The sequence below is a fragment of the Streptomyces sp. NPDC012637 genome (assembly GCF_042954805.1).
Taxonomy (GTDB): domain Bacteria; phylum Actinomycetota; class Actinomycetes; order Streptomycetales; family Streptomycetaceae; genus Streptomyces.
In genome coordinates, this window is the sequence record NZ_JBIBDS010000001.1 from 1,052,355 (window position 1) to 1,076,747 (window position 24,393).

Annotated in this window: 24 protein-coding genes, 2 pseudogenes and 1 riboswitch; of the genes and pseudogenes, 10 read left to right on the forward strand and 16 right to left on the reverse strand. The window is 70.2% G+C overall.

Annotated features, from left to right (window positions below):
- Positions 1–220 precede the first annotated feature (220 nt).
- A riboswitch (TPP riboswitch) is annotated at positions 221–342 on the reverse strand.
- A 431-nt stretch (positions 343–773) separates the two neighbouring features.
- The gene (locus ACFY8W_RS04800; protein ID WP_365758542.1) at positions 774–1,055 is read left to right on the forward strand and encodes a dsRBD fold-containing protein; all 282 of its coding nucleotides are present in this window, start codon (positions 774–776) and stop codon (positions 1,053–1,055) included.
- A 257-nt stretch (positions 1,056–1,312) separates the two neighbouring features.
- Here ACFY8W_RS04800 and ACFY8W_RS04805 read toward each other — a convergent pair whose 3' ends face one another.
- On the reverse strand, positions 1,313–2,122 hold the full coding sequence (locus ACFY8W_RS04805) for an alpha/beta fold hydrolase (RefSeq protein WP_391100238.1): 810 nt from the start codon (positions 2,120–2,122) through the stop codon (positions 1,313–1,315).
- Between ACFY8W_RS04805 and ACFY8W_RS04810 the strand changes: the two genes are divergently transcribed.
- Positions 2,004–3,416 (forward strand): amino acid permease, encoded by a 1,413-nt coding sequence (locus ACFY8W_RS04810; protein ID WP_391100240.1) that lies wholly within the window; start codon positions 2,004–2,006, stop codon positions 3,414–3,416. The genes ACFY8W_RS04805 and ACFY8W_RS04810 overlap by 119 nt on opposite strands.
- Before the next feature lie 351 nt (positions 3,417–3,767).
- On the opposite strand, the gene ACFY8W_RS04815 is transcribed toward ACFY8W_RS04810, so the two are convergent.
- Together ACFY8W_RS04815 and ACFY8W_RS04820 are read right to left on the reverse strand one after the other, a co-directional pair.
- Positions 3,768–4,664: an alpha/beta fold hydrolase gene (locus tag ACFY8W_RS04815; protein WP_391100243.1), complete on the reverse strand. Its 897-nt coding sequence runs from the start codon at positions 4,662–4,664 to the stop codon at positions 3,768–3,770.
- Positions 4,665–4,808: 144 nt separating this feature from the next.
- Positions 4,809–6,425, reverse strand: a complete 1,617-nt coding sequence (locus tag ACFY8W_RS04820) for a hypothetical protein (protein WP_391100245.1) — start codon at positions 6,423–6,425, stop codon at positions 4,809–4,811.
- A 366-nt stretch (positions 6,426–6,791) separates the two neighbouring features.
- Here ACFY8W_RS04820 and ACFY8W_RS04825 point away from each other — a divergent pair.
- Both ACFY8W_RS04825 and ACFY8W_RS04830 read left to right on the forward strand, forming a co-directional pair.
- Positions 6,792–7,037, forward strand: a pseudogene (locus ACFY8W_RS04825) (protein phosphatase); the annotation flags it as partial.
- Between the two features lie 147 nt (positions 7,038–7,184).
- Positions 7,185–7,433 (forward strand): DUF1918 domain-containing protein, encoded by a 249-nt coding sequence (locus ACFY8W_RS04830; RefSeq protein ID WP_391100247.1) that lies wholly within the window; start codon positions 7,185–7,187, stop codon positions 7,431–7,433.
- 54 nt (positions 7,434–7,487) lie between these two features.
- Here the strand turns inward: ACFY8W_RS04830 and ACFY8W_RS04835 are convergent, their stop codons facing one another.
- Together ACFY8W_RS04835 and ACFY8W_RS04840 are read right to left on the reverse strand one after the other, a co-directional pair.
- Positions 7,488–8,120: a hypothetical protein gene (locus ACFY8W_RS04835; protein ID WP_391100250.1), complete on the reverse strand. Its 633-nt coding sequence runs from the start codon at positions 8,118–8,120 to the stop codon at positions 7,488–7,490.
- A 99-nt stretch (positions 8,121–8,219) separates the two neighbouring features.
- Positions 8,220–8,681 (reverse strand): Hsp20 family protein, encoded by a 462-nt coding sequence (locus ACFY8W_RS04840; RefSeq protein WP_391100253.1) that lies wholly within the window; start codon positions 8,679–8,681, stop codon positions 8,220–8,222.
- A gap of 326 nt (positions 8,682–9,007) precedes the next feature.
- Between ACFY8W_RS04840 and ACFY8W_RS04845 the strand changes: the two genes are divergently transcribed.
- The 4 genes from ACFY8W_RS04845 to ACFY8W_RS04860 all read left to right on the forward strand — a co-directional run bounded on the left by ACFY8W_RS04845 (position 9,008) and on the right by ACFY8W_RS04860 (position 12,220).
- A complete protein-coding gene (locus tag ACFY8W_RS04845; RefSeq protein ID WP_391100255.1) occupies positions 9,008–9,874 on the forward strand; it encodes a universal stress protein in 867 nt (288 codons plus the stop codon).
- A 103-nt stretch (positions 9,875–9,977) separates the two neighbouring features.
- Entirely contained in the window at positions 9,978–11,450 is a 1,473-nt protein-coding gene (locus tag ACFY8W_RS04850) for an AAA family ATPase (protein ID WP_391101719.1), read from the forward strand.
- A gap of 103 nt (positions 11,451–11,553) precedes the next feature.
- On the forward strand, positions 11,554–11,748 hold the full coding sequence (locus ACFY8W_RS04855; protein WP_391100258.1) for a hypothetical protein: 195 nt from the start codon (positions 11,554–11,556) through the stop codon (positions 11,746–11,748).
- A 31-nt stretch (positions 11,749–11,779) separates the two neighbouring features.
- A complete protein-coding gene (locus ACFY8W_RS04860) occupies positions 11,780–12,220 on the forward strand; it encodes a CBS domain-containing protein (protein WP_391101721.1) in 441 nt (146 codons plus the stop codon).
- 15 nt (positions 12,221–12,235) lie between these two features.
- Here the strand turns inward: ACFY8W_RS04860 and ACFY8W_RS04865 are convergent, their stop codons facing one another.
- From ACFY8W_RS04865 to ACFY8W_RS04895, 7 genes are all read right to left on the reverse strand, one after another.
- Complete coding sequence (locus ACFY8W_RS04865) at positions 12,236–12,661, reverse strand: RtcB family protein (RefSeq protein ID WP_391100261.1); 426 nt, start codon at positions 12,659–12,661, stop codon at positions 12,236–12,238.
- A gap of 290 nt (positions 12,662–12,951) precedes the next feature.
- On the reverse strand, positions 12,952–13,353 hold the full coding sequence (locus tag ACFY8W_RS04870; protein WP_391100264.1) for an SMI1/KNR4 family protein: 402 nt from the start codon (positions 13,351–13,353) through the stop codon (positions 12,952–12,954).
- Positions 13,350–14,207: a TniQ family protein gene (locus ACFY8W_RS04875; protein ID WP_391100266.1), complete on the reverse strand. Its 858-nt coding sequence runs from the start codon at positions 14,205–14,207 to the stop codon at positions 13,350–13,352. The genes ACFY8W_RS04870 and ACFY8W_RS04875 overlap by 4 nt, the downstream gene beginning before the upstream one ends.
- Positions 14,204–15,259, reverse strand: a complete 1,056-nt coding sequence (locus ACFY8W_RS04880) for a TniB family NTP-binding protein (protein WP_391100269.1) — start codon at positions 15,257–15,259, stop codon at positions 14,204–14,206. Before ACFY8W_RS04880 ends, ACFY8W_RS04875 begins: the two co-directional genes overlap by 4 nt.
- On the reverse strand, positions 15,259–17,307 hold the full coding sequence (locus ACFY8W_RS04885; RefSeq protein WP_391100271.1) for a Mu transposase C-terminal domain-containing protein: 2,049 nt from the start codon (positions 17,305–17,307) through the stop codon (positions 15,259–15,261). The genes ACFY8W_RS04880 and ACFY8W_RS04885 overlap by 1 nt, the downstream gene beginning before the upstream one ends.
- Positions 17,307–18,053, reverse strand: coding sequence for a TnsA-like heteromeric transposase endonuclease subunit (locus ACFY8W_RS04890; protein WP_391100273.1), 747 nt, complete (start codon positions 18,051–18,053; stop codon positions 17,307–17,309). Before ACFY8W_RS04890 ends, ACFY8W_RS04885 begins: the two co-directional genes overlap by 1 nt.
- Before the next feature lie 75 nt (positions 18,054–18,128).
- Positions 18,129–19,205 carry an RtcB family protein gene (locus ACFY8W_RS04895; RefSeq protein ID WP_391100275.1) on the reverse strand — a complete coding sequence of 359 codons (1,077 nt, stop codon included), beginning with the start codon at positions 19,203–19,205 and terminating at the stop codon, positions 18,129–18,131.
- A gap of 101 nt (positions 19,206–19,306) precedes the next feature.
- Between ACFY8W_RS04895 and polX the strand changes: the two genes are divergently transcribed.
- Positions 19,307–21,034, forward strand: coding sequence for a DNA polymerase/3'-5' exonuclease PolX (gene polX, locus ACFY8W_RS04900; protein ID WP_391100277.1), 1,728 nt, complete (start codon positions 19,307–19,309; stop codon positions 21,032–21,034).
- 31 nt (positions 21,035–21,065) lie between these two features.
- Here the strand turns inward: polX and ACFY8W_RS04905 are convergent, their stop codons facing one another.
- Complete coding sequence (locus ACFY8W_RS04905; RefSeq protein ID WP_391100279.1) at positions 21,066–21,494, reverse strand: archease; 429 nt, start codon at positions 21,492–21,494, stop codon at positions 21,066–21,068.
- Between the two features lie 32 nt (positions 21,495–21,526).
- Entirely contained in the window at positions 21,527–22,033 is a 507-nt protein-coding gene (locus ACFY8W_RS04910; protein WP_391100282.1) for a CBS domain-containing protein, read from the reverse strand.
- Between the two features lie 504 nt (positions 22,034–22,537).
- Here ACFY8W_RS04910 and ACFY8W_RS04915 point away from each other — a divergent pair.
- A complete protein-coding gene (locus tag ACFY8W_RS04915) occupies positions 22,538–23,263 on the forward strand; it encodes a hypothetical protein (RefSeq protein WP_391100285.1) in 726 nt (241 codons plus the stop codon).
- A gap of 42 nt (positions 23,264–23,305) precedes the next feature.
- Here ACFY8W_RS04915 and ACFY8W_RS04920 read toward each other — a convergent pair whose 3' ends face one another.
- Together ACFY8W_RS04920 and ACFY8W_RS04925 are read right to left on the reverse strand one after the other, a co-directional pair.
- Positions 23,306–23,485, reverse strand: coding sequence for a hypothetical protein (locus ACFY8W_RS04920; protein WP_391100288.1), 180 nt, complete (start codon positions 23,483–23,485; stop codon positions 23,306–23,308).
- A gap of 55 nt (positions 23,486–23,540) precedes the next feature.
- Positions 23,541–24,122: pseudogene (locus ACFY8W_RS04925) on the reverse strand (AAA family ATPase); the annotation flags it as partial.
- Between the last annotated feature and the right edge of the window lie 271 nt (positions 24,123–24,393).

Here is a 24,393-nt window from a genome sequence, read left to right on the forward strand (position 1 = left end):
CCGCATGCGGTAGCTGTGCTGAACCGCGCGCGTTTCCGCGGACGCCCGGGGATTTCGCAGGCGCTCAAGGTGTGGCCGTCGAGTCCGCCACCCTTCACGGACCAGCCATGGCCGAAGCGGCAGGCGCTCGCGCTCGGCGAGGCCCTTCGGACGCTCCGCCGTACCTAGCCGCCGTCCCGTCGCTGATCGCAACTCGCAACGATGTCGTGCAAGCAGCCGGAAACCTGCAAGGTGGGCTCCCTTCGCCGGCATTGTCCGGATCAGGTGATGGAGGTCGCCTTCGGGTCTCACAGACCTTCCAGCCTCTCAGCCCGACCGTCGACAAACGCCCCGCGCAAGGCACAACCGTCCATCACCCGGGGCCATCCGGTCGACTCCCTCGCTCGCCCTGCAGGCCGATTTCCACGGTACTCCCGCCCCCGCCCAGCACCAAGGCCGAACGACCCCGTCACTGCACCGACGACCAGGCTGAAAGCGCCCCTGTGAATCCGCCATGTCCCCCGACTGCCCACTCGCGGTGGACGGCGGCGACCGAGTCGGCGGCGCCCACGGACCGCGGCCGACCGCCACCCCGCGTTGGGCCGGGCGGCCCATGTCCAACAGTCTCGGCCTCATTCACGCTGGAGATGCGGACTCCGGACGAAGAAGGTGGTTCCCGTACCCACGAGTGGTCACCATACCGACGGGCACTACAGCGGGCGGCTGCCCCGGCCCGACTCGCCCCTCCCCCGGGACGAAACCCTCACCCACCCCCTCAGAGGACAGGTCTGGACATGAACGAGCAGACGACGAACACGCCGATGCGTACCAAGACGTGGACCCTGCGCGTGGACCTCTTCGAGGAGGGCGACGTCACGAAGGTGCACGCCGTCCTCGACACCGGTGACAACCGGCTGGAGAGCCACACCGAAGCCCACCGCAACCCGCACGACCCTCCCGCGCCGGAGATCGGCGACGAATACGCGGCCGGACGCGCCCTGGTCGACCTCGGCCACCAGCTGCTGCGCTTCGGCATCGCCGACGCCGCCGCCAACGAACCGCCACCGCAAGGATGACCGCCACGGCTCCGGCCCTCGGCGGCCGCCTGTCCGCTCATCGCGGAGGCGGCCGGCCCTCACGGAGGGAATGGTGTTCATGAAGCACCCAGGCGGCGGGGACTGCCGATCACCGCCGGGCCCGGCTCCCAGACATCGGCCGACGAGTGGCCCGGCGCAGGCGACTGCCCGGTCTCACTCGCAGGGGCCTGGCAGACCGGCGGGCATGGCACCGGGGCACGTGAAGCCGTCATCCCGTGCCGTCGACGCCGTGGCTCTCACCAGGCGGGCCGCGGCACGCGGCGCGTGCACCGGGGAACCGCTGGGCGGCGAGCCGCAGGTGCGGTGGCTGTTCCGTCTCCAGGCGGCCGCCTGGAGACGGCGAACACGCCGCCCGCCATCGGCGAAGCCCTCCACGCCGGCCACGTCAGCACACGATCGCCGCCGTTCAGCTCGGCGAGGGAACTCCGGGCGTCCGCAGGTACCGCCCCGGAGGCGCACGCCACCCGCTCCTTCCTCGCTCTCAGGACCGCCGCACACGCGAGCGCGTACTGGCCTCCCATCGAGCAGCCGTGGACGGAGAAGCGATCGATCCCGAGCGCCTCGGCCGGCTCCGTCATGTCCGAGGCCCGATCCCGGGTCGTTCGGCCCGGTCCGGGATCGGAACGGCCGACGCCGGACCGGTCGGGAGAAGCCGGCCGGATCCCTGAGGCGCGTGCCTCGTGCGCCGCAGCGGTGTGGCAAGGCAGCCGAATCGAGCCCCAGCAAGCGCCGGAGCTGCGTCGGCGAGCCCGAGCCGGCGGGTCGCCCGGGCGGCGATACTGTGGTCCTTCCCCGTCAGCGACGCGGTCGTGGCCTCCGGCCCGGCGCAGCGGCCAGGGCGGTTTGTCCTCGTCTCGCGGCACGGCGGAGTCCCGGCCCGTCCCGATCGGCTCGGAGCGGCTGCCGTGCAGGAAGAGGTGATGTCGGGTGGCCGGTCTCGGGGCGGGCCGTGGTGTCCTGCGTCGCAAGCCGATCGAGCTCGTCGAGGAGACCGACGCCGGCGAGGGCCCGCGTCTGGAGCGGGCCCTGGGGTTGTGGCAGCTCACCGCGCTCGGTCTGGGCGGGATCATCGGTGCCGGGATCTTCGCGCTCGCGGGCGCGGTCGCGAAGGACACGGCCGGCCCGGCGGTGGTGGTGTCGTTCCTCGTCGCGGGCGTGGCCAGTGCCGCCGCGGCGCTCTCGTACGCGGAGTTCGCGGGACTGATCCCCAGGGCGGGATCGGCCTACACGTATGCGTACACGGTGCTCGGCGAGCTCGCGGGCTGGTTCATCGGCTGGGATCTGCTGCTCGAATACACGGCGATCGCGGCGGTCGTCTCCATCGGCGTCTCCGGATACTTCGGCTTCCTGGTCGCTGAGGCGGGCGTCGAACTGCCGACATGGATGCTGGGTGCGCCCGGTACCGGTGCCGGGCACCGGGTCGACCTGTTCGCCGCCCTGCTGTGTCTGTTCATCGCGTATCTGCTGAATCTGGGCATCAGGAGGGCGGCGCGTTTCGAGACCACCGTGGTGGTGCTGAAGGTCCTGGTGGTCCTGCTCGTCGTCGGCGTCGGTGTCTTCCACATCGACACCGCGAACTACCACCCGTTCTTCCCGTTCGGGGTCGGCGGGGCGTTCACCGGGGCCGCGACGGTGTTCTTCGCCGTGTTCGGGTACGACGCCATGAGCACCGCGGCCGAGGAGTCCACGGACGCCAAGCGCCACATGCCGAAGGCGATCATCCTCTCGCTGTCCATCGCGATGGTGCTCTATGTGGCGGCCTGCCTGGTGCTGACCGGCATGCAGAACTACCAGGACATCGACCCGGAGAGCGGGTTCTCCACAGCGTTCAAGTCCGTCGGGCTCGACGGCATCGCCGACGTCATCGCGGTCGGTGCGATCATCGGCATCCTCACGGTGATGTTCACCTTCATGCTGGGCGTCACCCGCGTGTGGTTCGCGATGAGCCGCGACGGGCTGCTGCCGAAGTGGTTCGCGAAGACGCATCCCACGCGGCACGTGCCCACGCGCGTGACCTGGATCGTCGGAGCGGTGTCGGCGGTCATCGCCGGTTTTCTGCCGATCACCGCGGCGGCCGAACTGACCAACATCGGCATCCTGCTGGCGTTCGTCGTGGTGTGTGTGGCGGTCATCGTGCTGCGCCACCGGCAGCCGGAATTGCCGCGCACCTTCCGCACGCCCGGGATGCCGGTGGTGCCGGCGATCGGGGTCGCCTTCTCGCTGTGGCTCATCACCTTCCTGCACTGGCAGACCTGGGTGCGCTTCGTCGTGTGGTTCGTGATCGGCCTTGGCGTGTACTTCGGATACTCCTACCGGCGGTCGGAACTGGCCCGCCGGTAGCGATTCGCTTCGGTGGGATGCCACTGGCCGAGGCATGGCGCAGGGCGGACGCGTCGCCGCCGGACCCGACCCGTACCCCTGTTTGCTCCTGCTGACGGCCATCGTGCTGTTCGCCTCGGTTTCGCTCCGGCGATCCACGCCATCGGGTACGGAACCAGCGCCACGGCCGTGCTTGCCACGATCGTCGTACTGCCGTCGGCAGACCCGAAGTGCTGCCAGGATCTCTCCTCCTGCTGCCGCTGATCGTCTCGATCCCAGGACAGCGTCGAGGGTCGTCGGGTCCAGCAGGTCTGGACGCCCGGCGCCACCGCGGTATTGCGTACCGGGTCGGGGCGTTGACCGCTCCGGAGGCTACTCGGGCGGCTTGCCGGGGTGCCGTGAGGCCGCACGCGGGTCGAGCCGGGACAGCACCTCTCGCCAGCGGTCGTAGGCGACCAGGTGCCCGGAGCCGTCCATGACGTGCAGCTCCGCGTGCGGCAGCCGGCGTGCGAGCCTCGCGTGCCATGTCGGTGGCACGAGCCGGTCCTCGGCTCCGAACCAGAGGTCCACGGGGGCCTCGACATCCTCGGGTCGAAAGCCCCATGGCCGCGCCCAGGCCCGGTACTCCTCGACCATCCCACGCGGCTGCCGCATCGCGTCGGCGGTGGCGTGCGCGAACGCGATCCCCATCCTCTCGATCGCGTCCCGGTCCGGAGGAGCGAAGAGACGCGCCGTCATTCCCATCGTGGGGCCCGGCAGCCAGCGGCAAAGCCGACCGGAGATGGCGAAGACGCCGGCTGCCACCGGCGAAGCCCTCCGCGCCAGCCGGGTGAGTGTACGGTCGCCGAGGTTCAGCTCGGCGAGAGCGTGCGGGTCGTCCAGCGGTACCGCCCCGGAGGCGAACGCCACCCGCTCCACCCTCGGCCTCAGGACCGCCGCGCACGCAAGCGCGTACTGGCCTCCCATCGAGCAGCCATAGACGGAGAAGCGCTCGATCCCGAGAGCGTCGGCCAGTTCTGACACGTCCGAGGCCCAATCCCGGGTCGTCCGGCCCGGCTTGGGGTCGGAGTGGCCGACGCCGGGCCTGTCCGGTGAGATGAGACGGATCCCGAGGGCGTGAGCCTCGCCTGCCGCGCTCACGACATCGAGCCGCCCGATCAGGCCTGCATGGCAATGGAAGACTGGCCAGCCCTTGGGATCGCCGAACTCGGTGTAGGCGAGCCGGCGACCGTCCGCAAGAATCACCGACCTGGTCTCGAACTCCTGCACCTCACTCCTCCTCACCGCAGGACTCCGCAGGCGACTCCCGTCGACGGGCACGGTGTTGGGCGTCGTCCAGGGCGTGGCCCAGGCCGCAGTCGCCGGCCACGCCACCGGCGCGTGGCCGAGCCGCCAGGTGCTCTGGACACCGCGTCAGTACCCGTTTGCGCAGTAGGTGTCCGCGCCGGGCCTGATCAGGTTCGTCGTGTCGAGCTGCGCGGTGGGGCTCGGGTACTTCGGCGGGCTGAGCGGCGAGGACGCATTGCCTGGCGCCGCATAGGTGTAGTCCGAAACCTCTCCGCTGAACTGCTCGATCCTGGGCGGCCTGCCGTTCCACCCCTTCTTCACCTTCAGCACCATCAGGTCGGTGGACCAGACGATGTCCTTGCCGAACTTCGGATAGCGGCCCTGGGGGAAGTGGTTCCGCACGCTGTTCATGGCGCATGCGACGGAGTCGTCGGCTACCGGAAAGTGCGCGATGACCGTGAGGTCGGGGCGGGGGTCGATCTGGCTCAGCAGATACCCGAAGGCTCCCTGCGGAGTGTGCGAGCTCGCTTCGACCGCCGCTGCCCCCGCGACGAGCTCCTTGAAGCCTGGAACCGAGTAGTCGGGGAACGTGAGGCCCATGTTCTTCATAGCGAGGAGCTCCGGCGGGAGGATCATCTCGTGGATGAACACGTCCACGCCCTTGCCGCCGTTGTGCGCCTGCTTGATGCTGATCGTCTCGGGCCTGGTGTCGCTCGTGTAGATCACGGACAGGCCGTTCCACTCGAGCTTGTAGCCCATCGAGCCCTTCCGGTCGTGGATCACCGGGAAGTGCGTGATGGTGACGCCGTTGTTGCGGTAGGCGATGTTCTGGTAGTCGGGGTTCCCGTTCGCGTCGAGCCCGGTCTTCGTCCAGTCCAGCTCGATGGGGACGAGCCCGTACGCGTCGTTGGCGGCGTCGTCACCGACCGGCTGGAGGGGTACCGGTGTGTTCCAGTCCTGCTGGGTGGGGATGTCGTAACCCGGAAAGCCCGTTGGCAGGAAGCTGAAGGCCTCGGTGTGCCACCGCATGGCCTCGCGGAAGTGCTTGCAGAAGTCACCCAGGCCGTCCTCGTAGTACTTCGGTTTCCCGCTCGGGTTCTCCACGCCGGAACGGCTCTGTCCCCAGACGTACAGAGGCCAGTGGCGGTCGTACGCGGGGCCGAAGCAATAGATGGGAGTGAGGTCGCTCATGTGATCGCCGTGCAGGTGAGAGAGGAAGATCTTGTCCATCCTGCCGAGCGAGATCCCCATCGCACCGTAGTTCGCGATCACCCCGGCTCCGCAGTCGAAGACGAAGGAGTCCGTCGCCCTGCCGAATCCCCCGTTGGGGTCCGGAAGCCACGGGCCGACCTCCACGAAGATGCTCATCAACTGCTGGGCACGGCGCCCCGGCGATGTCGGGAACGCGGTCCCCAAGAAGGTGATGCGCATCTCGTCGTCAGCGAGATCCGGCTGCATGTCCGGTGTGAACTTCCTCAGCCTGTCCGGATAGCTGTACCGCTGCGTGGACTCGGGATCCACAGGGTAGTTACAGCCGTTCTCGTCACACTGCTGCATGGTGGGCGTCTGCCCCGTCGCCGGGAGCTCCCCGCCCGCTGCGGTACCCGCCGTGGCGGTTCCGAGTGCCAGGCCGCCCAGAGCCGCTCCGGAGACCTTGAAGACATCCCGGCGGGAGACCCCTCCGGGCACTCCGTCCTCAGTTCTCTTCACGACCGTCCTCGATTCGTTTCGCAGTTCTCGCATGGACCTCGGCCCCGGTTCCGCCGTCACGACGACAACGGACGGCCGACAACGGGCACCGTCGCGCCGCCGGGAACGGCAGGGCTGCCGCGGGTCTGCTGATCCGGCCTCTTGGGCGGGCAGGGTGTGGTCGGGGATGACTAAGCTCTCTCATCCGTCGAAAGACCTCAGGTCCTCGACGGACGACGGGGCTGCGATGGCTCCGCAGTCTGCCACGCACCGGCCGTGTCCGAAGTGCACCTCCGGCGGGTGTCGCGGTGCGCATCACTCTGTGGCGCGCCTCATAGTGCGGGGGGGCCGGCGGCGGACCGTAGGCGCCTGGGCCAAACGGACCACACCGGGCTGGCCGCGCCCCGCCGGTCCACCGACCGGGTCGAGGAGGTCACCGAACTCATCCGTGCCCACGGCGGCCGACCGGGTGCGGACCGCGCGCGGGTCCTGGAGGCCGAGCTGTACACCCGGGCCCGGGGAACTGCAGGGGGTCAACGAGCGCCTGCGTCAGGCCCACGCCCGCGAGCGCGAGGTCGCGATCCACCTGCAAGAGGCCATGCTGCCCGCGCCCCGCCCGGCCGTCACGGGGCCGCGGTGCGCCACCGGCTCGCCTCGCCTGCCTTGCCGCACGAGCCGCGTCGCGTTTCACACCAGCCTGATCACCGGCCCTCGTCCGCCCGGAGGTACCCGAACGGCCCTTCACCACGAGTTGCCTCCCGGCGTCATCCTGGTCAAAGAGGAGAAAAACGGTAGCGAAGAAGGTGAGCCTCGATGAAAGCGCATGAAGGTGACGTGCTGCGGTTCACCGGCAGAACCGTGGGAGCGCCCGAACACCGCGCCACGGTCGTGAAAGTGCTCGGCCACGACGGGGAAGCGCCCTGTCGGGTGCGCTACGAGGACGGCACGAGTCAGAGATCTTTCCCGGCCCTGGATGTGTGGTCGAGCCCGGTCCGGTACGCGGTCCCTCATCCAGGTAGCCCCGCCGCGAGTGGCAGTGACCGGCTTCACTGCCCGCGATGACCAGGGTTGCCGATTTCCGAGGACAGCACCCGGTACTCAGCAATCCGGCCCGGTTCAGGTACGCCCACGGTGGGTCCACAGCGGTTCCACGGCGGCCCACTCGCGCTCCCACTCGTCCAGGGTGTGAGCCTCGGTGCGCCGCAGCCGCAGAGCGACCACGCCGGCGGCGGTAAAGGCGAGCGCCCCGGCGACGAGGGTGCCGCCGGCGACGGCGCCGAACTGCCCTTCGGCCGTACTGCGCGGGGCGCTGGTGACCGCCCCGGTGTCGTCGACCCAGATCGTCACCCTGGTGTCTTCGGCGGTACGGGGCTGGACGGCGACCTTGCCGGTGCGCGGTGTGCCGTCGGGCGCTCGCCAGGAGGCGTCCACGAGCGTGGAGGGCGTGCCGAAGCGGGCTGCCGTCGGCGCGCCGGTGGCGCGGGCGAGGGTGGTCGCGGTGGTCTCGTGACGGTGGGCGGCCTCGTCACGGGAGGTTCGTTCCGCGCCGCTCCACAGGCGGGCACCCACGATCCCGCCGCAGACCAGGGCGATGAGCACCGCGAGGGTGAGGCCGACATGCCAGCGGGTACGGGTCCGGTCGCAGGGGCGGACCAGGGGGTTGGCGTCCGGACCGGCGAAGTCACCGTTCCGGTCGTCGTGCGAGGGCCGCTGCGGTTGCCCAGGGGTCGGTGTCGCTCCGTCGCGCATGACGGGCCTCCAGTTGGGACGGCCCCGCCGGGCCCGGACGGGCTCAGCGCGGTGTGATGGGTTCGGTCCCGCGGGGTCGATCCGGGATCCGGCGGGGTTTCATGCCGTGGGTTCCGCCTCGCCGGATTCCACGGCGCGGGTCACGGGAACGGTGCGGGAGCGGGTCTCCTGGGGCTGCCGGAAGGCGACGCTGACCGTGAGGATGCCGTCGGCGTACTCAGCCTTCACGTCCCCGGCGTCGATCGTCTGCGGCAGGCGCACCGCGCGCTCGAAGGAGCCGTAGCGGAACTCGGAGTGGTCCTTCGTCTCGCTGCTCTCCTCGTGCTCGGCGCTGACCGTGAGGATGTCGCCGTCCACCGTGATGGTGATGTCCTTGTCCGGGTCCACCCCGGGCAGCTCCGCCTTCAGCACGTACTGTCCCTCCCCGGTCGCCACCTCGAGCGGGATGGTGTGGCGGCCGAAAGCTGTCCGCCACACGGGCCGGGGAAGGTCGCTGAACCAGTCCCTGACGTCGGGGAAGTCGGGGAAGAAGCTGCGACGCCGTTCCATGTCGCTTGACATGACCGTTCGCTCCTTGGGTCGTGGATCGACCTGTCGGCTCCAGCCTGCCGCCCATCGGTGTGGTCTCCGAGTGCCGGACGGGCCCGGGAAGGGGGACCGATCGGCCCCTCCGCGGGGCACGGCTGCGACGGTTCCCGCTCGCGCGGCATGAGAGGTGGGAGAGATCGAGCCCGCCGCGCTCCCGAGCCGGGTCACGTCGCGGCCCGCATGCGCGGCAGGACGATCTGGGGTACTCCTCGAATGAGAGGAAGGGAGCGTGCTTCGGCCTCGGTTGCCGGCACCCGTGCGCCCTCCCCGCGTCGTCGTGAGAGAGGGAGGCAGTCGCCATGGAGCCCGTCGTCACAGTCGGCCTCGACGGCTCGCCCGAGAGCCTGGCAGCCGCTCATTGGGCCGCCGACGAGGCCGAGCGGCGCAAGGTCACGCTGCGCCTGATGCATGCCTGGCCCATGCTCGCGCCCGAGCCGGTCCGCGCCGCGTCGGAGATCGATCAGAACTACTGGGCGAAGCGGCTCGTGCACAAGGCACAGGCGGAGCTCCAGGCCCGCCACCCGGGCCTCGTGATCGTCGGCAACCTGGTCGCCGACGACGCGCAGGACGCCCTGGTGAAGGCGGCATCGGAGTCCGAGCTGACCGTGCTGGGTTCGCTCGGCCTGACGTCCGCCGAGAGCTACTTCCTCGGCTCCGTCAGCATGGCCGTCGTGGCACGGGCCACACGGCCCGTGGTCCTGGTCCGCCCGGAGCCCCGCGAGAAGGGCACGTCGCCCGCCGCCGGCGGCGTCGTGGTCGCGCTGAAGCTGCACGGCCCCTGCGACGACCTGCTCGACTTCGCCTTCGAGGCCGCCGCGGCCCGCGACGTGCCCCTCCAGATCGTCCACGGCCGGAGTCTGCCGCTCCATGCGCACACCCCTTGGGGCGTGGACCACGACGTCGCCAAGGAGATCACGGAGGACGCACGGAAGCAGCTGGGTGAGGTCCTTCGCCCCTGGCGCGAGAGGTTCCCCGGCGTGGAGCCGGTCGACGCCGTCCGCCTCGAAAGCCCCGCCGAGGCTGTCGTGCGCGCCGCCGAGGGCGCTGATCTGCTGGTCGTCGGCCGGCGCAAGCACCGTCCCACGCTCGCACCCCGCCTCGGTCCCGTAGCCCACGCAGCCCTGCACCACGCCCGCTGCCCCGTCGCCGTCGTCCCCCATGACTGAGCCGACCCCATTGAACGAGCTCATCGCGACGGTGCGCCAGGAGCACACTTCCACCCTTCGGCCGGGCGTCGCCTCTGACACCGGCGCGCTCCCTCGGGCGGACGTGCGCGAGACCCACACGGCGGTCGTGTTCTTCGTCGGCGACCACGCGTACAAGCTCAAGAAGCCCGTCGACCTGACGTTCCTGGACTACACCACCGTGGAAGCACGGCGGGCCGCGTGCGAACGGGAGGTCGAGCTCAACCGTCGCTTCGCCCCGGATGTCTACCTGGGTGTGGGCGAGATCCGGATCCCCGACGCGGAGGCGCCCGAGCCGCTCGTGGCGATGCGCCGCATGCCGGCGGAGCGCCGCCTGTCCCGGCTCGTCCGGGAGGGAGCGGATGTCGGCGACGCGTTGCAGGCCGTAGCACGGCTGCTCGCCACCCGTCACGCGAGCGCTCCCCGCACACCGGAGGTGGACGCGCAGGGCACGCGGGACGCCCTGTCATCACGCTGGGAGGCGAGCTTCGCGCAGGTGCGCGAGATGAACGGAGATGGTCGCGTTCCCGAGGGCGTGGAAGAGATCGAGGAGCTGGTCCGCCGCTATCTCGCCGGGCGGGAGCGGTTGTTCGAGATGCGCATCGGGCAAGGGCGGATCGTCGACGGCCACGGCGACCTGCTAGCCGAGGACGTCTTCTGTCTCGACGACGGACCTCGCGTCCTGGACTGTCTGGAGTTCGACGACCGCCTGCGCCATGTCGACGGCCTCGACGACGCCGCCTTTCTCGCCATGGACCTGGAACAGCTCGACGCCCCGGATCTGGCGGCGTTCTTCCTCGCCCGGTACAGCGAGTACTCCGGCGACCCCGCACCACCCTCCCTGCGACACCACTACGTCGCCTACCGGGCCTTCGTCCGCGCCAAGGTCTCCCTGATCCAGGCCCGCCAGGGCGCGCCGGACGCAGGCCTCGCCGCGCGACGCCTGATCACGACGACCCTGCGCCACTTGCGCACCTCCGCCGTCGGCCTGACCCTCGTCGGAGGACTCCCCGGCAGCGGGAAGTCCACCCTTTCCGGCGCACTCGCCGACCGCCTGGGCGTCACGCTGCTCAGCAGCGACCGGCTGCGCAAGGAACTCGCGGGCATCCCGGCGGAACAGCCCGCTTCCGCCTCCTACGGCGAGGGGCTGTACACACCCGAGTGGACCGCCACGACCTACTCGGCCCTGCTGGAACGCGCCGCCACCCTGCTGACCCGCGGCGAGTCCGTCGTCCTCGACGCCACCTGGTCGAACACCACGCAGCGCGAGGCCGCCCACCGCGTCGCCGAACGCACCAGCGCCGACCTCGTAGCCCTGCACTGCCAGGTCCCGGACGAGACGACCGCGGCCCGCCTGGAAGGCCGTACCGCCGGACCGTCCGACGCCGACCTCGACGTGGCCCTCGCCATCGCGGCGCGGGAGCCTCCCTGGGAGGAAGCCGTCACGATCGACACCAGCGGCCCCCTGGAGGCCGCGGTCTCCCAGGCGCTGACAGCCGTACGACCGCACGACGCCGGCCCCCTGGTCTTCCGCCGCCCCTACATGGAGCCGGAGTAGCAGCGGAGGACACCCACGCGACCGACCCCGACCAGGCCCCGGCACGACTCATCCCATCGACCGGGAGAGCCCGCTCCCCCGGTCCCCCGCGAAAGGAGACGTGATGCCCGAGAACATCGCCCCGAACGAGCACGAGAGGCTGCGCATCCTGGAGGCCCAGGTGCAGGTCCTGGCCCAAGCCGTCAGAGCGCCGGCCGAAGGGCTGGAGGAAATCCCCTCGCAGGACACCGCGATGGAGAAGCAGGCGGCTCGCGGTGCCCGACTGGCGCACGAACTGCCGCTCTCTCAGGGACTGTAGGAGCCTGACGACGATGAGGGTCTCCGAGGCGATGAGCCATCCGGCGGTGTCCGTTCCGACGCGAACACCCTTGAGACAAGTCGCCCGTGAGATGGCGGACTACGGGGTCGGGTCCGTGATGGTCACCGAGGGCGGAATCCTCCGTGGCATCGTCACCGACCGCGACCTCGCGCTGGCCTCTCTCGTCAGGGGCCTCGACGCGAACGAGGTGGTCGATTCGGTGATGACCTCACCCGTGGTCACGGTGAACGTCACCGACGACATCCACGTGGCCTACCGGACCTTCCGCACGGCCGGGGTCCGTCGCCTGCCTGTTCTGGAGGACCACCGAGTCGCGGGTGTCCTCACCGTGGACGACATGCTCATCGACGTCTTCCAGCGGTTGGCCGACCTCCTGGGCCCGGTCGCCTGGAGCGTGCTCGAGGAACCACCCGGGCCGCCCTCCGCGGACACCCGCCCGTCCAAGGCGTGACGATACGCCTGCCGTTCATCCCTTGACGACCCCGAGCGGCACCAGGCGGGCGACCAGCCGGGCGAGGCCGGCGCTCTGGGTGGCGGTGGCCACGGCGTCGACGTCCTTGTAGGCGTCGGGGGCTTCCTCGGCGAGCGCCCGCCAGGACTTCGGCCGGACGGCGATACCGTGCGACTCCAGCTCGTCGTGCAGTTCCTCGCCGCGGACGCGTCGCAGCGCCTGGTGGCGGCTCCAGACGCGTCCGGCGCCGTGGGCGGAGGACCAGAAGGCGTCGTTGCCGGCCGTGCCGGCCATCACGTACGAGGCCGTCCCCATCGTGCCGGGCACCAGTACGGGCTGCCCGGACTCCGCCAGGTCGCCGGGCAGGTCCGGGTGGCCGGGCGGCAGGGCCCGGGTGGCGCCCTTGCGGTGGACGCACAGCCGGCGCCGTACGCCGTCCACGTCGTGGTGTCCCGTCTCATTAGATCTTGCAAGGACAGGACCGCTGACCTGCGGGCTGACAGGTTGAGTCGAGACTCAGGGCAGGTGGAACGGGGCGTCTCGGGAGAGCCGTGGACGGAGTCGAGTGCTCGTCTCACCGATCATGGCGAGGGAGGGGAGTCCTGAGCTGGACTCCGTCAGGATGGTGAGATTCCTGGTCCCATGATTCGCAGTGAAGGTGGCAGTTTCGGACCAAGCCGATGACCAACTTCGTGGCTGGGAGCTGGCAGCACCAATTCCGTCGAGACTGGTCAGGAAGGCGACGACTCAGGTTCATCCCAGTTCCAGCCGGTTTCGGGGAACTGTTCGAGCAGGGCGGAGAGCGACATCGCCTGGTGGATGGCGGATGACCAGTCCTGAGCGGAGACGTCGAGCAGGACCAGCGGCGGGGGTGTCTGCCGGAAGTCGTAGGTGAGCATTTCGCGGCTTCCGTCCCCACCGATGACGACGCTCCCGGGGAAGCGCTTCTGGAACTCGCCAGCCTCATTGACTTCGATGAGCTCCGTGATGGCATTGATCATCAGGAAGTCGTCCGCAGGGAGGATGAACTGGCTCATGCTCCCTTCCGTGGCCAGGAAGTGTCGATAGTCCGCGGGGAATCGGACTCCGAAGTGGCGCTCGGCCTGCACGATCTTGTCGTCGTTCGAACTCATGGGCCCGTTCTATCAAGGCCGGGCGGGCCTGCCCGCACGAGAGTCTCAACAGAGAGGAGTTGCTGCGGGGCGATGCCGAGACGGCGTGCTGCCTCGGTCGGCAACTGGGGGTGGTCTCGCCAATACGGCGCGGAGAACAGGCCGGCGAGAACGACGGCTTCGGGGTAGGTGGCCAGCTCGATCCTGGCCTCGGAGGGACGGAAGGGATCACCGAACGGGTCCTCGCCCAGCACGTCGAGTCGCCGGTTCCAGCGTTGCCGCAGGGACTCATTGCTGCTCTCGCTGTTGAACCACCTGGTCAGGCGGTCACGAGCGTCGATGTAGGCCAGCGCGGTGGAGGGATGGACGCCTCGCCGGACGATCCGCTGGTGCCGGAAGTTGGCCCGCAGGACCTCGGGTAGCCGTGTCAGGTCGTGCTGTTCATCGCCGAGGAGCCAGCGGTGATGCCAGTGGCAGACGCCTTCGTGGTGCGGCGTGCTGCGGACGACGAGACCGCGGATGTGCCGACGGGCCATGCAGAGACGGCAGGCCGGGCGGCGCCGCGGTTCGACGACCTCCTCGGTGGCGGACCGAAGGTGCCGGAGCGGGTCGCCGATCGAGCCGAGTGGCGGCATCGCGCGGATCAGGGTGGACGTGCTTCGGCCGGTCAGCGCGGCGAGCCGGGAGAGGCCGTCTGGGGTCCAGTAGCCGACTCGGTTGTCGACGCGGCGGTGCCGGCGCGACGGGCCGATCAGGGAGGAGAGGCAGCTGATGGTGAGGTGGTTGGCGTCGGCGAGGCGGTTCAGGTAGGAGCCGATGGTCTCGTGATGAACGGGCGGTGGCGCGAGCGGCAGGGACCGCAGCCCGGTGGTCACGCGATGCGCTTCTCGCTGCGGTTCCGTCGCCGGCGGGCGCGGGGGATGTTCTGCTGTTCCGCGCCCTCGTCCAGGTCGACCCGCTCCAGCGAGGCTTTGGTGATCTTCTCGCTGCCGTCGAGGATGGCGTCCAGGGCGGCTTCGCGGACGAGGTGGGACAGGCTGCCGATCATGCCGCCGGTGCGGTCGTGCAGGTAGTCGCTCAGCTTCAGCAAGGTGCCCGGCCGGTGGGCGTGCAGCCGCAAGGACTCCTCCAGCGTCGCTACGAGTGATCGCCAGGAGTCGCGCTGGTCACCGGTCTTGTGGCGGAAAGGGCTGGTGGGAATGAGGGTGTAGCGGCTGGCGATCTGGCCGCCCCGGCGCCCGGCGAACAGTCCAGTGCCCTCGACGTCGACGCCGGCCAGGACGAAGGTCGCCGGGATGCGTTCGGACAGGTACTTGATCTGGTCGGATGCCTCGGCACCGACCCGCGTACCGATGTCGAGATTGTGGAGCTCGTCGATGAGCACGAGACGGCAGCCGAGGGTGCAGAGCAGGTCGCAGACCTTGTTGGTGACCTCGACCTGGCTGAAGCGGGACGGCAGCGGCAGTCCGATGAACCGGGCGAACTCGATGGCCAGCATCTTCGGGGTAGCCGCGGGCGGGACGGTGACGTAGACGACCGGCAACGAGTCCGGCAGGACCTCGCCGCGCTGTCGCCCCAGCTGTTCGAAGTTCTTGCCCAGCTGGGTGATGGCGGTGGTCTTCCCGGTCCCGGCGGGTCCCGAAACGATCAGTCCGCGGCGGGCGGAGTGCTGGTGCCGGTTGAGCAGGACGCGCTTGCGGCCGGTCGCAGCGACATGGCGGATCGTCGGGGTGGAGACGATGACGAGTTGCGCGTGGTAGTCCTCCCGGGCCTGGTCGTAGGCGGTCCGTTCTGCCTCGGTGAGCCGTTGCAGGGCCGCCGGCGGCAGGACGGCCGGCGGAGTGGTGGTCTCCGCGACGAAGGCGGCCCAGCCCTCCTTGCTCGTCAGCGGGTGGTCTACGTCCTCGGGCCCGAAGAGGTGTGTCATCAGCGGGTTCCGTCGGTGAAGGCGTCGAACACGCCGAACGGGATGACCTGGGCGATGTCTTCTTCGCCTTCCGGTTCCTCGTCCGTCTCCGGCTCGGGTTCGTGCCGGGCCTGTGGCAGGGCCGGGACGGCTGTCGCCGCTTTGGTGCGGGCGGCGATGCGGCGGTCGGGTCCGTTTCCGGCGCGGGTCAGCAGGTCGTCGATGACGGCGGCGATGGCGTTCTCGTCGGTGTCATCGGCTCCCTTGGCGGCCAGCACGGCTCTGGCATGGCGCCAGGTGAAGTCGGCGAACGGCGCGGAGACCGTGCCGAGCCGGGTCCAGGGAACGGTGATCCAGCCTCCGGCCCGTGTGTCGCGTACCCAGACGTGGGAGAGGTCGTAGGGGTCGTGGTGGACCTCCCAGAGGTTGCCCTTGGTGTCCACTCCGGACGGCTGGCGCCGGTAAGGGCCCAGCTCCCGGCAGTCGTAGGTGCGGTAATCGAGCGTGATGCCGTAGTCGTTGATCTTCCGCCACTCCGCCGGCAGCAGCTCGATGTAGTCGTCACCGCCCAGACAGACGGGCAGGTAGCCGGTGCGGGAGACGAGCATGGCGTAGACCTCGTTCGGCGAAAGTGCCTTGCCCGGCAGGAACGGACTGCGCAGAGAGTCATGGGGGCGGGTCTGCCACCGGGCGACGACCCATTCGTGGAAGAGATCGGCGAGTTCCGCGATCGTCCAGACGGCCTGGACGTCGCGGCCGCGCCGGGTGGTGTCGAAGCCGACGTATCCGGCGACGTGCTGGCAGAACAGGGTGTTGATGGACTCGAACGTCCGCTCCACGACGCCCTTGTCCGTCGGCGTGGCCGGCCGTGCGGGCTGGACGGAGATCCCCAGCGAACGGCAGGCCGCGACGAACGTGTCCGAGACGAAGACCTTGCCCCGGTCCACGGTGATCGTGTCCGGGACGATCACCGGACGTGCCGCGGCGTGCTCCAGGCGGGCATCGACACTCATCAACCGCGCGTGCGGAACCAGTGAGGCTGACATCCGCAGGGCGTCCGACCAGCCGGGCCGCATCGGTTCCGGCACCAGCATCCGTGCCAACAGCAGCGCGGCATCCACGGCCTTCGTCCCGGCCGGACGCAGGATCGCCGCGCAGATGGTGCGGGAGGCGACATCCACCGCGATCGTCAACTCGACCCGGCCCGTCACACCGTCGTCCAAGACGGCCAGCACGTCCAGCGGGGTGGTGTCGATCTGCACCACCTCGCCGGGCCGGGCGGCCAGCGTCGGGGTGAACGGAGCCTCCGGCCGCCCGGCCAAAGAACGCCGGGTCGTTGCCGCCCCGAAGCTGTGGCGCCCTTCAGACATCGACTTGAGCAGCCGGAAGTACGTTGCCCGCGACGGAAGCGGGACCGTGCCCTCCCCGTGCCGCTCGGCGACCAGCTTCTCGGCCTGCCGAATCACGCGGGTGCGGGTCCCCGTCGACAAATCCTCCTGCGCGGCTAGGACTTCCAGCACCGCTTCGACCAGACGCCCGTCCACCCGGCCGGTGCCCGGCGCCATGGACAGCCTGGTGGCCCGCCGGTCCACCAGCCCCCACAACCCCTCGTCCCGCCACTTCGACCTCAACCGGAACAGCGTCCGTTCCGACACCTCGGTGCCCGACGCGGTCAGCTCGGCCGCCTTGGCTACCAGCCGTTCGTTCACGGTCCGCCACTGCGGGTCGTACTCGGGCCGGGGAACCGCTCCTTTCGGCGCATCCGGCGGGAGCCCGGTCTCTGCCTCGATCAGGTGCTTCTCGACGAACCGGGCCTTGCGCAGGGCCACTTCGGGAACTGTGTCCAGCAGGCCGAAGGGCGGCAGTCCCGGCGTGGGGGCCGTGGAGTCCAGCAGCTCGAACCCGTCCGACGCCATCAGGTGAGCGAACATCACCATGCTCGCGGTGTTGAGCTCGTCGACCAGGCGGACGGTCGTTCCCGACAGGCCCACCACCGTCTGGACCCGGTCCTCGAACCGGACTCGGTCACCCACCCGCAGCACACCCCGCGGCCGCTCGTGCTCCGGCATCAGCCCTCCACCCGGCAGACCAGGGAGTAATCGCCCAAGGGACACGACAGATCCGTCCCCAGGCGCCCGCACCACAGCAGGTGGAAGACGACCGGCAGCACTCGGATCGGGTCTCCGAGCTGAGCGGCTTGGCCCACCAGAGGACCGGGAACCGCGAAGGCGGCCTCCACCGCCTCCGTCAACCCGACCCCGCCGAACCGCGGATGGCGGAACCCGGCGAGCCACCGAAGGTTCGCCACCCGCACCCGATCGATCTCTCCGACGAGCCGGTAGTCCCAACCCACTGCCTCGCACGCAGCCTGCGTACCGGAGAACTTGGCCAGGTCCCGCGGCTTGCGCCGGCCCTCCGGCCGGCAGTCCACCACGACAGCCGAGCCATCGGCCCGACGCGCGAAGTAGTCCGGCGCGTGCGACAGCCGTCCGCCCTCCGCCGACGTCCAGAACAGCCAGAACGGCTGCGACGAGAACCCGGCAACACACGGGTCGAAGTCCATCGAAATCGCGTGATCCCGCTCCAGCCACGACTCGAACCCCACATGCCGCAGCATCGTGGCCGCCCAGTACAAGCCCGGAAAGTGCCGCTGTCCCCGGTACGACGGGAACTCCCGCACCGGAACGACTTCCTCGAAGGCCACCTCGGCCACGTTCCTCAGGGGTCGGCGCACTTCGACGCCCTCCCGGACCCAGGCCACGTCGAAACCGGCCGCCCTGTCCATGCCGCTCAGCGGCTCCCCTTCATCGTCCACACCAGGACGATGTCCACTGGATTGCGACAAGCCACATGCAACGAGACAAGAGCCACCCCAAAGCGGGACACCGTCTCACTCAAACCTGCCTCGACCCCCGCCCCGCAAGGTCGGCACGCAGATCAATGCGACAAGCCACAGTTCGATGCGACGGGACACGTGGGTCTCGATCTTCGCCATGTTGTGGGAGACGTCGTAGACCAGGTCGAGACTCACCCCGGCGGCGACGGTGAAGGCGTGGCGCGCGGCCTCGGTCAGCAACTGCCGGTTGGCTCGCCCGTAATTGGCGGCCGCTGCCATCGCCCCGAGGTAGGCGCGGCCCGGCGTGGAGACGGCGGGCGCGCACGCCAGCTGCCGGTCCGGCAGCTGGATGCCGAAGGAGCGCAGGGACTGCTCCATCACGCGGACGTGGTCGCTGCACACCTGGTGCCCCAGGCCGCGCGAACCGCAGTGGATCATGACGCACACCTGGCCGACGTGCAGACCGAAGGCGGCCGCGGCGGGCTCGTCGTACACCCGCTCCACGGCCTGAACCTCCAGGAAGTGGTTGGCCGAACCCAGGCTCCCCACCTGCCGCAGTCCCCGGTCCACCGCCCGCTGACCGACCTGAGACGGATCGGCTCCCGCCAGCGTCCCCCGGTCCTCGCAGCGCTCCAGGTCGCGCGGCACACCCCTGCCGTGCTCGACCGCGTAGGCGGCCCCGCCGACCATGAGTCCCTCCAGGGAGCGCCCGGACGGCTTCCACAGTCCGCCGGGTCCCAGGCCGCGCGGGACGGTGTCGCCGAGGATGTCCATCAGGCGCCGCATCCGGTGAGCGAGCGGATCACGGTCGATGCCGGCGGCCAGCAGCCGGACGCCGCAGGAGATGTCGAAACCGACGCCGCCGGGCGAGATCACTCCGCCGGCGTCGATGTCCGTGGCGGCGACGCCGCCGATCGGGAAGCCGTACCCCCAGTGCACGTCGGGCATGGCGTACGAGGCGCGGACGATACCGGGCAGGGTCGCCACGTTCGCGACCTGCTCCAGCGCCTTGTCCCCGGCCGCCTGCGGCAGCAGCTCCCGTGTCGCGAAGACGACGCCGGGGACGCGCATCGGGTCCTGCCGCTCGATGCGGAAGCGGACAGGTGTCTCTTCCACCAGGGTGATGTCCATGCCGTGGTCCCTTCCCCGGCCCTCGACTTCCAGTAGACCCTCGGCGTCACGGCTTCGCGCACCGGGAGCGCGGCGAGCGCCCGGTTCCTAGACTGGGAAACGTGGTCCGGCCCAACGAGGAGGTCGAAGCGCTCCTTCAGGAGTACGCGGATCTCATCGCCATCACCGGAGGCGAGGCGTTCAGGGCGCGCGCCTACGAGAAGGCGGCCCGCGCCATCGGGGGCCACCCCGCCGACGTGTCCCACCTCGACACGGCGGGCCTGCGGGACATCCCGGGTGTCGGCAAGTCCATCGCCGACAAGGTCGTCGAGTACTTCCGCACCGGCAAAATCGCGGTGGTCGAGGAGAGACGGGCCCGGATCCCTGCCGGGGTCCGGGAGCTCATGGCCATCCCCAACCTCGGCCCCAGGAAGGCGATGGCGCTCCACGAGGATCTGCACATCTCCTCGGTGGACGAGCTTGCCGACGCCATCAAGGCGGAGAGGCTCCGTGATCTACGGGGTTTCGGTGAGAAGACCGAGGCGAACCTCCTGCACGGCATCGAGCTGATGCGGCAGGCGGGCGGGCGCATTCTGCTGAGCAGCGCGATGGAGGCCGCCGAGGACATCGTCGCGACCCTCTCTCGAATCGCGGACTGCGAGGACTGCGCGTACGCGGGATCGCTGCGCCGCATGAAGGAGACCATCGGCGACCTCGACATCCTCGTCGCGGCCCGCCGCTCGGCCCCCTTCATGGACGCGCTCACCGAACTGCCGGCGACCGCGGAAGTCCTCGTGCACGGCGCCAAGAAGACCTCCGTCCGCACCGTCGACGGCGTCCAGGTCGATCTGCGCGTGGTGCGGCCGGAGTCGTGGGGTGCCGCCCTGCAGTACTTCACTGGTTCGAGGGCGCACAACATCCACACCCGCACGATCGCCGTCCACGCCGGCCTGAAGCTCTCCGAGTACGGCCTGTTCGGCGCGGGGAGCGGCGAACGGGTCGCCTCCCGGACCGAGGAGGAGGTGTACGCCCGGCTCGGCCTGCCGTGGATCCCGCCCACCCTGCGCGAGGACCGCGGCGAGATCGAAGCGGCGCTGCGCGGTGAGCTGCCCGAGGTCGTGACGGAGGACGACATCAGGGGCGACCTGCACACCCACACCGACCTCACCGACGGCCTCGCCACGCTGGAGGAGATGACGAAGGCCGCCGCCGCACGGGGCTACGCCTACTACGCCGTCACCGACCACGCGCCCGACCTGTCCATGCAGCGCATGACCGACGAGAAGATCCTCGCCCAGCGCGAGCACGTACGGTCCCTGGACGGCAAGCACCACCGGATGCGGCTCCTGCACGGCACCGAGCTCAACATCGGCCCGGACGGCGGCATGGACTGGCCCGACGCGTTCCTCCAGGACTTCGACCTCTGCGTGGCCTCGGTGCACTCCCACTTCGGCCTCGACCGGCCGGCGATGACCCGGCGGCTCGTCCGCGCCTGCGAGAACCCCCACGTCAACATCATCGGTCACCCCACCACCCGCCTCATCGGCAAGCGGCCGGGCATCGACGCCGACCTCGACGAGGTGTTCGCCGCGTGCGCACGCACCGGAACCGCCCTGGAGATCAACGCTCAGCCCGACCGGCTCGACCTGGGCGACGAGGACATCCTCCGCGCCAGAAGCCACGGCGTGAAGTTCGCCGTCGACACCGACGCCCACTCGATCCCCCAGCTCGCGTACCTCCGCTACGGCATCGGCACAGCACAACGGGGATGGCTCACCCCCGACGACGTGATCAACACGTGGCCCCTTCGGCGGCTGCGCCGGTTCCTCCGCGAAGAGCGAAGGCGCTGAGGCACAACGTCTTCCCGTCCCCGGCGGGGAGTCACACGTCGAGCGTCACCGAGCACGTCCAGCCGTCAGGCCTGCGCGTCATGGCCAGCCCGTGCAGCGTGACGGCCTTCGGAGCGGCCCCCGTCACGGGCAGCGACCCGGCATCTGCCATCCACAGGACGCCCCTCACCCCACCGTCGGCCGGGGCCAGTTCCACATCAACCGGTACCTCGCCCCCGGTGTCGAGCCGGTAGACAACCTCGTCCAACAGCGCGACGAGGATGTCCTCATCCCGCTCCGCCCGCACCACGACGTCCCGCCGCCGGCCGCCGGTCACCCCCGTCAGATCCAGGAACGACGCGCAGACACCCCGCACCGCCTGCGCCATGCACTCCTCACGCGTCGGTGCCCACGCCTCCACCCGCAGGTCCGCCGTGTGCGGAACACCGCGATACCCACCGCGTGCGGCGGCACTGTCCACGCTTCGCCTCCCTCGCGCGTCGCCTCCGGCGGTCAGGGGACAGCCCTGCCACGGTAGCCCGGCCGTGACGGCAACCCGGGCAACACCGTGCCAGCCCGTGGCCGACGGTCCGCCGGCTCGTGTGGTACCGGATGGCCGGCGAGGGCCGAGACGATGTCGGTGGCCGTCAGCACCCCGGCGAGACGCCCGTCTTCAGCCAGCACCGGAAGGGCGTCGGATCCGGTGTACGTCATGAGGTCGACCGCGTGGCGCACGGTCTGCTCCACGTGCACGAGCGCCGGCCCGTGCCCCCGAAGGAGTTCGTCCACCCGCAGCTCGGCCAGCGAAACGGCGGGGGCCCCACACGCAACCGCCACATCAGCCCTCTCCAGCAGGCCGGCACAACGACCGTCCGATCGCACCACCGGAAGGTGACGGGAACCCGACCGCTGCAACAACTCCCACGCCACGAGCACCGTTTCACCGACGTCGACCGTGACCACCGCGGGCCCCATCACCGCACCGACCGTCCGCGCCAGGACCTCCTCCTGCTCTTCCACGATCGCCTCCTCGGAGCATGGCCCGGACCTCGGTCGCCCGCCTGGACGACCGGACGGCTTCCTCGACACCGAAGACGAACCCCTGGCGAGCTGTGACGCGCTCGGCGCAAGGAGGCCGAGGTCTGGACGTGGTCGGAATTGCGAGCAGTCCGCTCATTCAGAAGTGACGGGGTGTGCGGGCGGCGCCTGTCGAGTGACATGCGGCGCGTGCAGCGTGGGGCGAACTCGATGCTTCTCCCTGCCCTACGGACTCCATGCTAGGGCGGGCGGAACCGGTCGGCAGCCGCAGCACCGCACGGCGTCCCAGGCGCATGGTGGATCGTCGGGGTCCACTGGGCGAGGTGCGCGGGTGGCGGCGCCGCCCGAGCATGGTCTTGTGCCTGTCGATATGGGCCCGGCCAAGGGCTGTCCCGTAAAGATCTGTGCGGGCCGCGCGGCTGGCATCCGACGCGTACGGGCGTGGCTGGACGTCTATGCGCCTGGGACCTGGTGCACACTGCTGACATGGCCGAGGACGAGGCACAGCTCAGCCCTCCTGAGTCGCTGTTGCGGTTGATCGACAATCTCGCGCGGTTCCATCGCGAGCATGAGGAGTACTACTCGCAGGCACCGTTGCGGCAGGCCGACGAGCTGCAAGCGCGGTCTCGGGCGCTGAAGACGCTGGCCGACCGGTGGAGCGTGGTGGGCGTGGGTGAGCAGACGTCGGCGGCTGCGTTCGCCGGCACGGAGGACCTCAATGCCCCCGGGCTCGCCGCGGCGTCGGGGATCCTCTTCATGGAAGGGGAGGGCGAGCCGGTCGAGCTACAGCGGCTGAAACGCGAGGTCGGGCTGCTCGCGGATGACGTCGAGCAGACGGGTGCCTGGCTGGCTGGTGCGATGGAGCAAGCGTGGGAGATGGCGGGGGGCCTGGCTGTCTATCCCGCTCTGGTCGACCTGCTCGGGGAGCGGCACCGGATCATCGCCAACGACTGGCAGTCGGCGGGCCTCCAGGCCCTGGTCGCACGGCTGTTGCGGCGCGCTCTTGACCTGCTGGCCCGCATCGACTTCGCTCCCGCGGCGCTGCGGGTCGATTTGGGAGGCGAGCGGACGGCCCCCGCCTACTTGTATTCGGCTTCAGAGCTGCTGGACCGGGCAGCTGATCTGATGACGGAGTCGGCAACGCTGGTGCATGACAACGAGCGGCGCTGGCGCATCTTCCGTGCCCGAGTTCGGGAGTTGCAGTCCACGTAGGTTCGGCGGCCCGCCCGCCGAGCCGGACGGCGAGCAGGTCGGTCAGGCAGCCCTCGCTGTACAGGTGCCGTTCGCTTCGGGAAGCTGCTCGGTGGCGCCCAGCGCGGGCCCGGAGGGGAGGATGGTGACCTTGGCGACGGGATCGGCGTGCTCGCACAGGGCCGCCACGAGCGCGTGTCCGGATTCGTGGACGGCGACGGCGCGCCGTTCCTCGGGGAGCATTCGAGGATTCCCGCCGCCCGAGTAGGAGCCGATCGCGGGCGTCGTCGAGGTCCCGGGCCTCGACGACGGCACGGCCGTCCCGGACGGCGTTGATGGCCGCTTCGTTGACCAGGTTGGCCAGATCGGCGCCGGAGAAGCCTGGAGTAGCCCGGGCGACCGTGTCCCAACCGATGTCGGGTGCCAGGGTCTTGCCGCGGGCGTGGACGGCCAGGATGGCCGCCCGCTCGGCCTGGTTGGGCAGCGGCACCGTCACGTGCCGGTCGAAGCGGCCGGGGCGCAGCAGGGCAGGGTCCAGGGATTCGGGGCGGTTGGTGGCGGCCAGAACCACGATGCCCACGGACTGGTCGAAGCCGTCCGTCTCGGCCAGAAGCTGGTTGGGGGTCTGCTCGCGTTCGTCGTTGCCTCCCAGCCGTGCGCCCGCGCCACGGCGGCTGCCGACGGCGTCGATCTCGTCGATGAAGACGATCGAGGGGGCCCGTGTGCGTGCCTCGGTGAACAGGTCGCGCACGCGGGAGGCGCCGACACCGACGAACATCTCCACGAATGCGGAGCCGGTCACCGACAGGAACGGGACTTCCGCCTCGCCGGCCACCGCGCGGGCGATGAGGTTCTTGCCGGTGCCCGGCGGACCGACCATGATCACGCCGCGCGGTCCTTTGGCGCCGGCGGCGGCGTAGCACCCGCGGCCGGCCCAGAGGAGCAGGCCGACGATGGCCAGCCCGGGCAGGAACAACACAAGGAGCGTGCTCCAGACGCCGCCGTCGTCGGTCCTGGACGCGGTGATCTCCACCTTCGCGGACTGCAGCTGCTGATCGAGGCGGCTGTTGTCCAGGGCGGTCGGGATCCGTGTGGTGAACTTCCCGCACCGCTGGTCCGGTGCGTCCGTGCGGCGGACACGTTCGCGATCG

Coding starts and splice junctions, on each gene's coding strand:
- ACFY8W_RS04800 (WP_365758542.1), top strand. CDS start 774: ATGAACGAGCAGACGACGAACACGCCGATGCGTACCAAGACGTGGACC.
- ACFY8W_RS04820 (WP_391100245.1), bottom strand. CDS start 6,425: ATGCGAGAACTGCGAAACGAATCGAGGACGGTCGTGAAGAGAACTGAG.
- ACFY8W_RS04830 (WP_391100247.1), top strand. CDS start 7,185: ATGAAAGCGCATGAAGGTGACGTGCTGCGGTTCACCGGCAGAACCGTG.
- ACFY8W_RS04835 (WP_391100250.1), bottom strand. CDS start 8,120: ATGCGCGACGGAGCGACACCGACCCCTGGGCAACCGCAGCGGCCCTCG.
- ACFY8W_RS04840 (WP_391100253.1), bottom strand. CDS start 8,681: ATGTCAAGCGACATGGAACGGCGTCGCAGCTTCTTCCCCGACTTCCCC.
- ACFY8W_RS04845 (WP_391100255.1), top strand. CDS start 9,008: ATGGAGCCCGTCGTCACAGTCGGCCTCGACGGCTCGCCCGAGAGCCTG.
- ACFY8W_RS04855 (WP_391100258.1), top strand. CDS start 11,554: ATGCCCGAGAACATCGCCCCGAACGAGCACGAGAGGCTGCGCATCCTG.
- ACFY8W_RS04860 (WP_391101721.1), top strand. CDS start 11,780: ATGAGCCATCCGGCGGTGTCCGTTCCGACGCGAACACCCTTGAGACAA.
- ACFY8W_RS04870 (WP_391100264.1), bottom strand. CDS start 13,353: ATGAGTTCGAACGACGACAAGATCGTGCAGGCCGAGCGCCACTTCGGA.
- ACFY8W_RS04880 (WP_391100269.1), bottom strand. CDS start 15,259: ATGACACACCTCTTCGGGCCCGAGGACGTAGACCACCCGCTGACGAGC.
- ACFY8W_RS04885 (WP_391100271.1), bottom strand. CDS start 17,307: ATGCCGGAGCACGAGCGGCCGCGGGGTGTGCTGCGGGTGGGTGACCGA.
- ACFY8W_RS04895 (WP_391100275.1), bottom strand. CDS start 19,205: ATGGACATCACCCTGGTGGAAGAGACACCTGTCCGCTTCCGCATCGAG.
- ACFY8W_RS04915 (WP_391100285.1), top strand. CDS start 22,538: ATGGCCGAGGACGAGGCACAGCTCAGCCCTCCTGAGTCGCTGTTGCGG.
- ACFY8W_RS04920 (WP_391100288.1), bottom strand. CDS start 23,485: ATGCTCCCCGAGGAACGGCGCGCCGTCGCCGTCCACGAATCCGGACAC.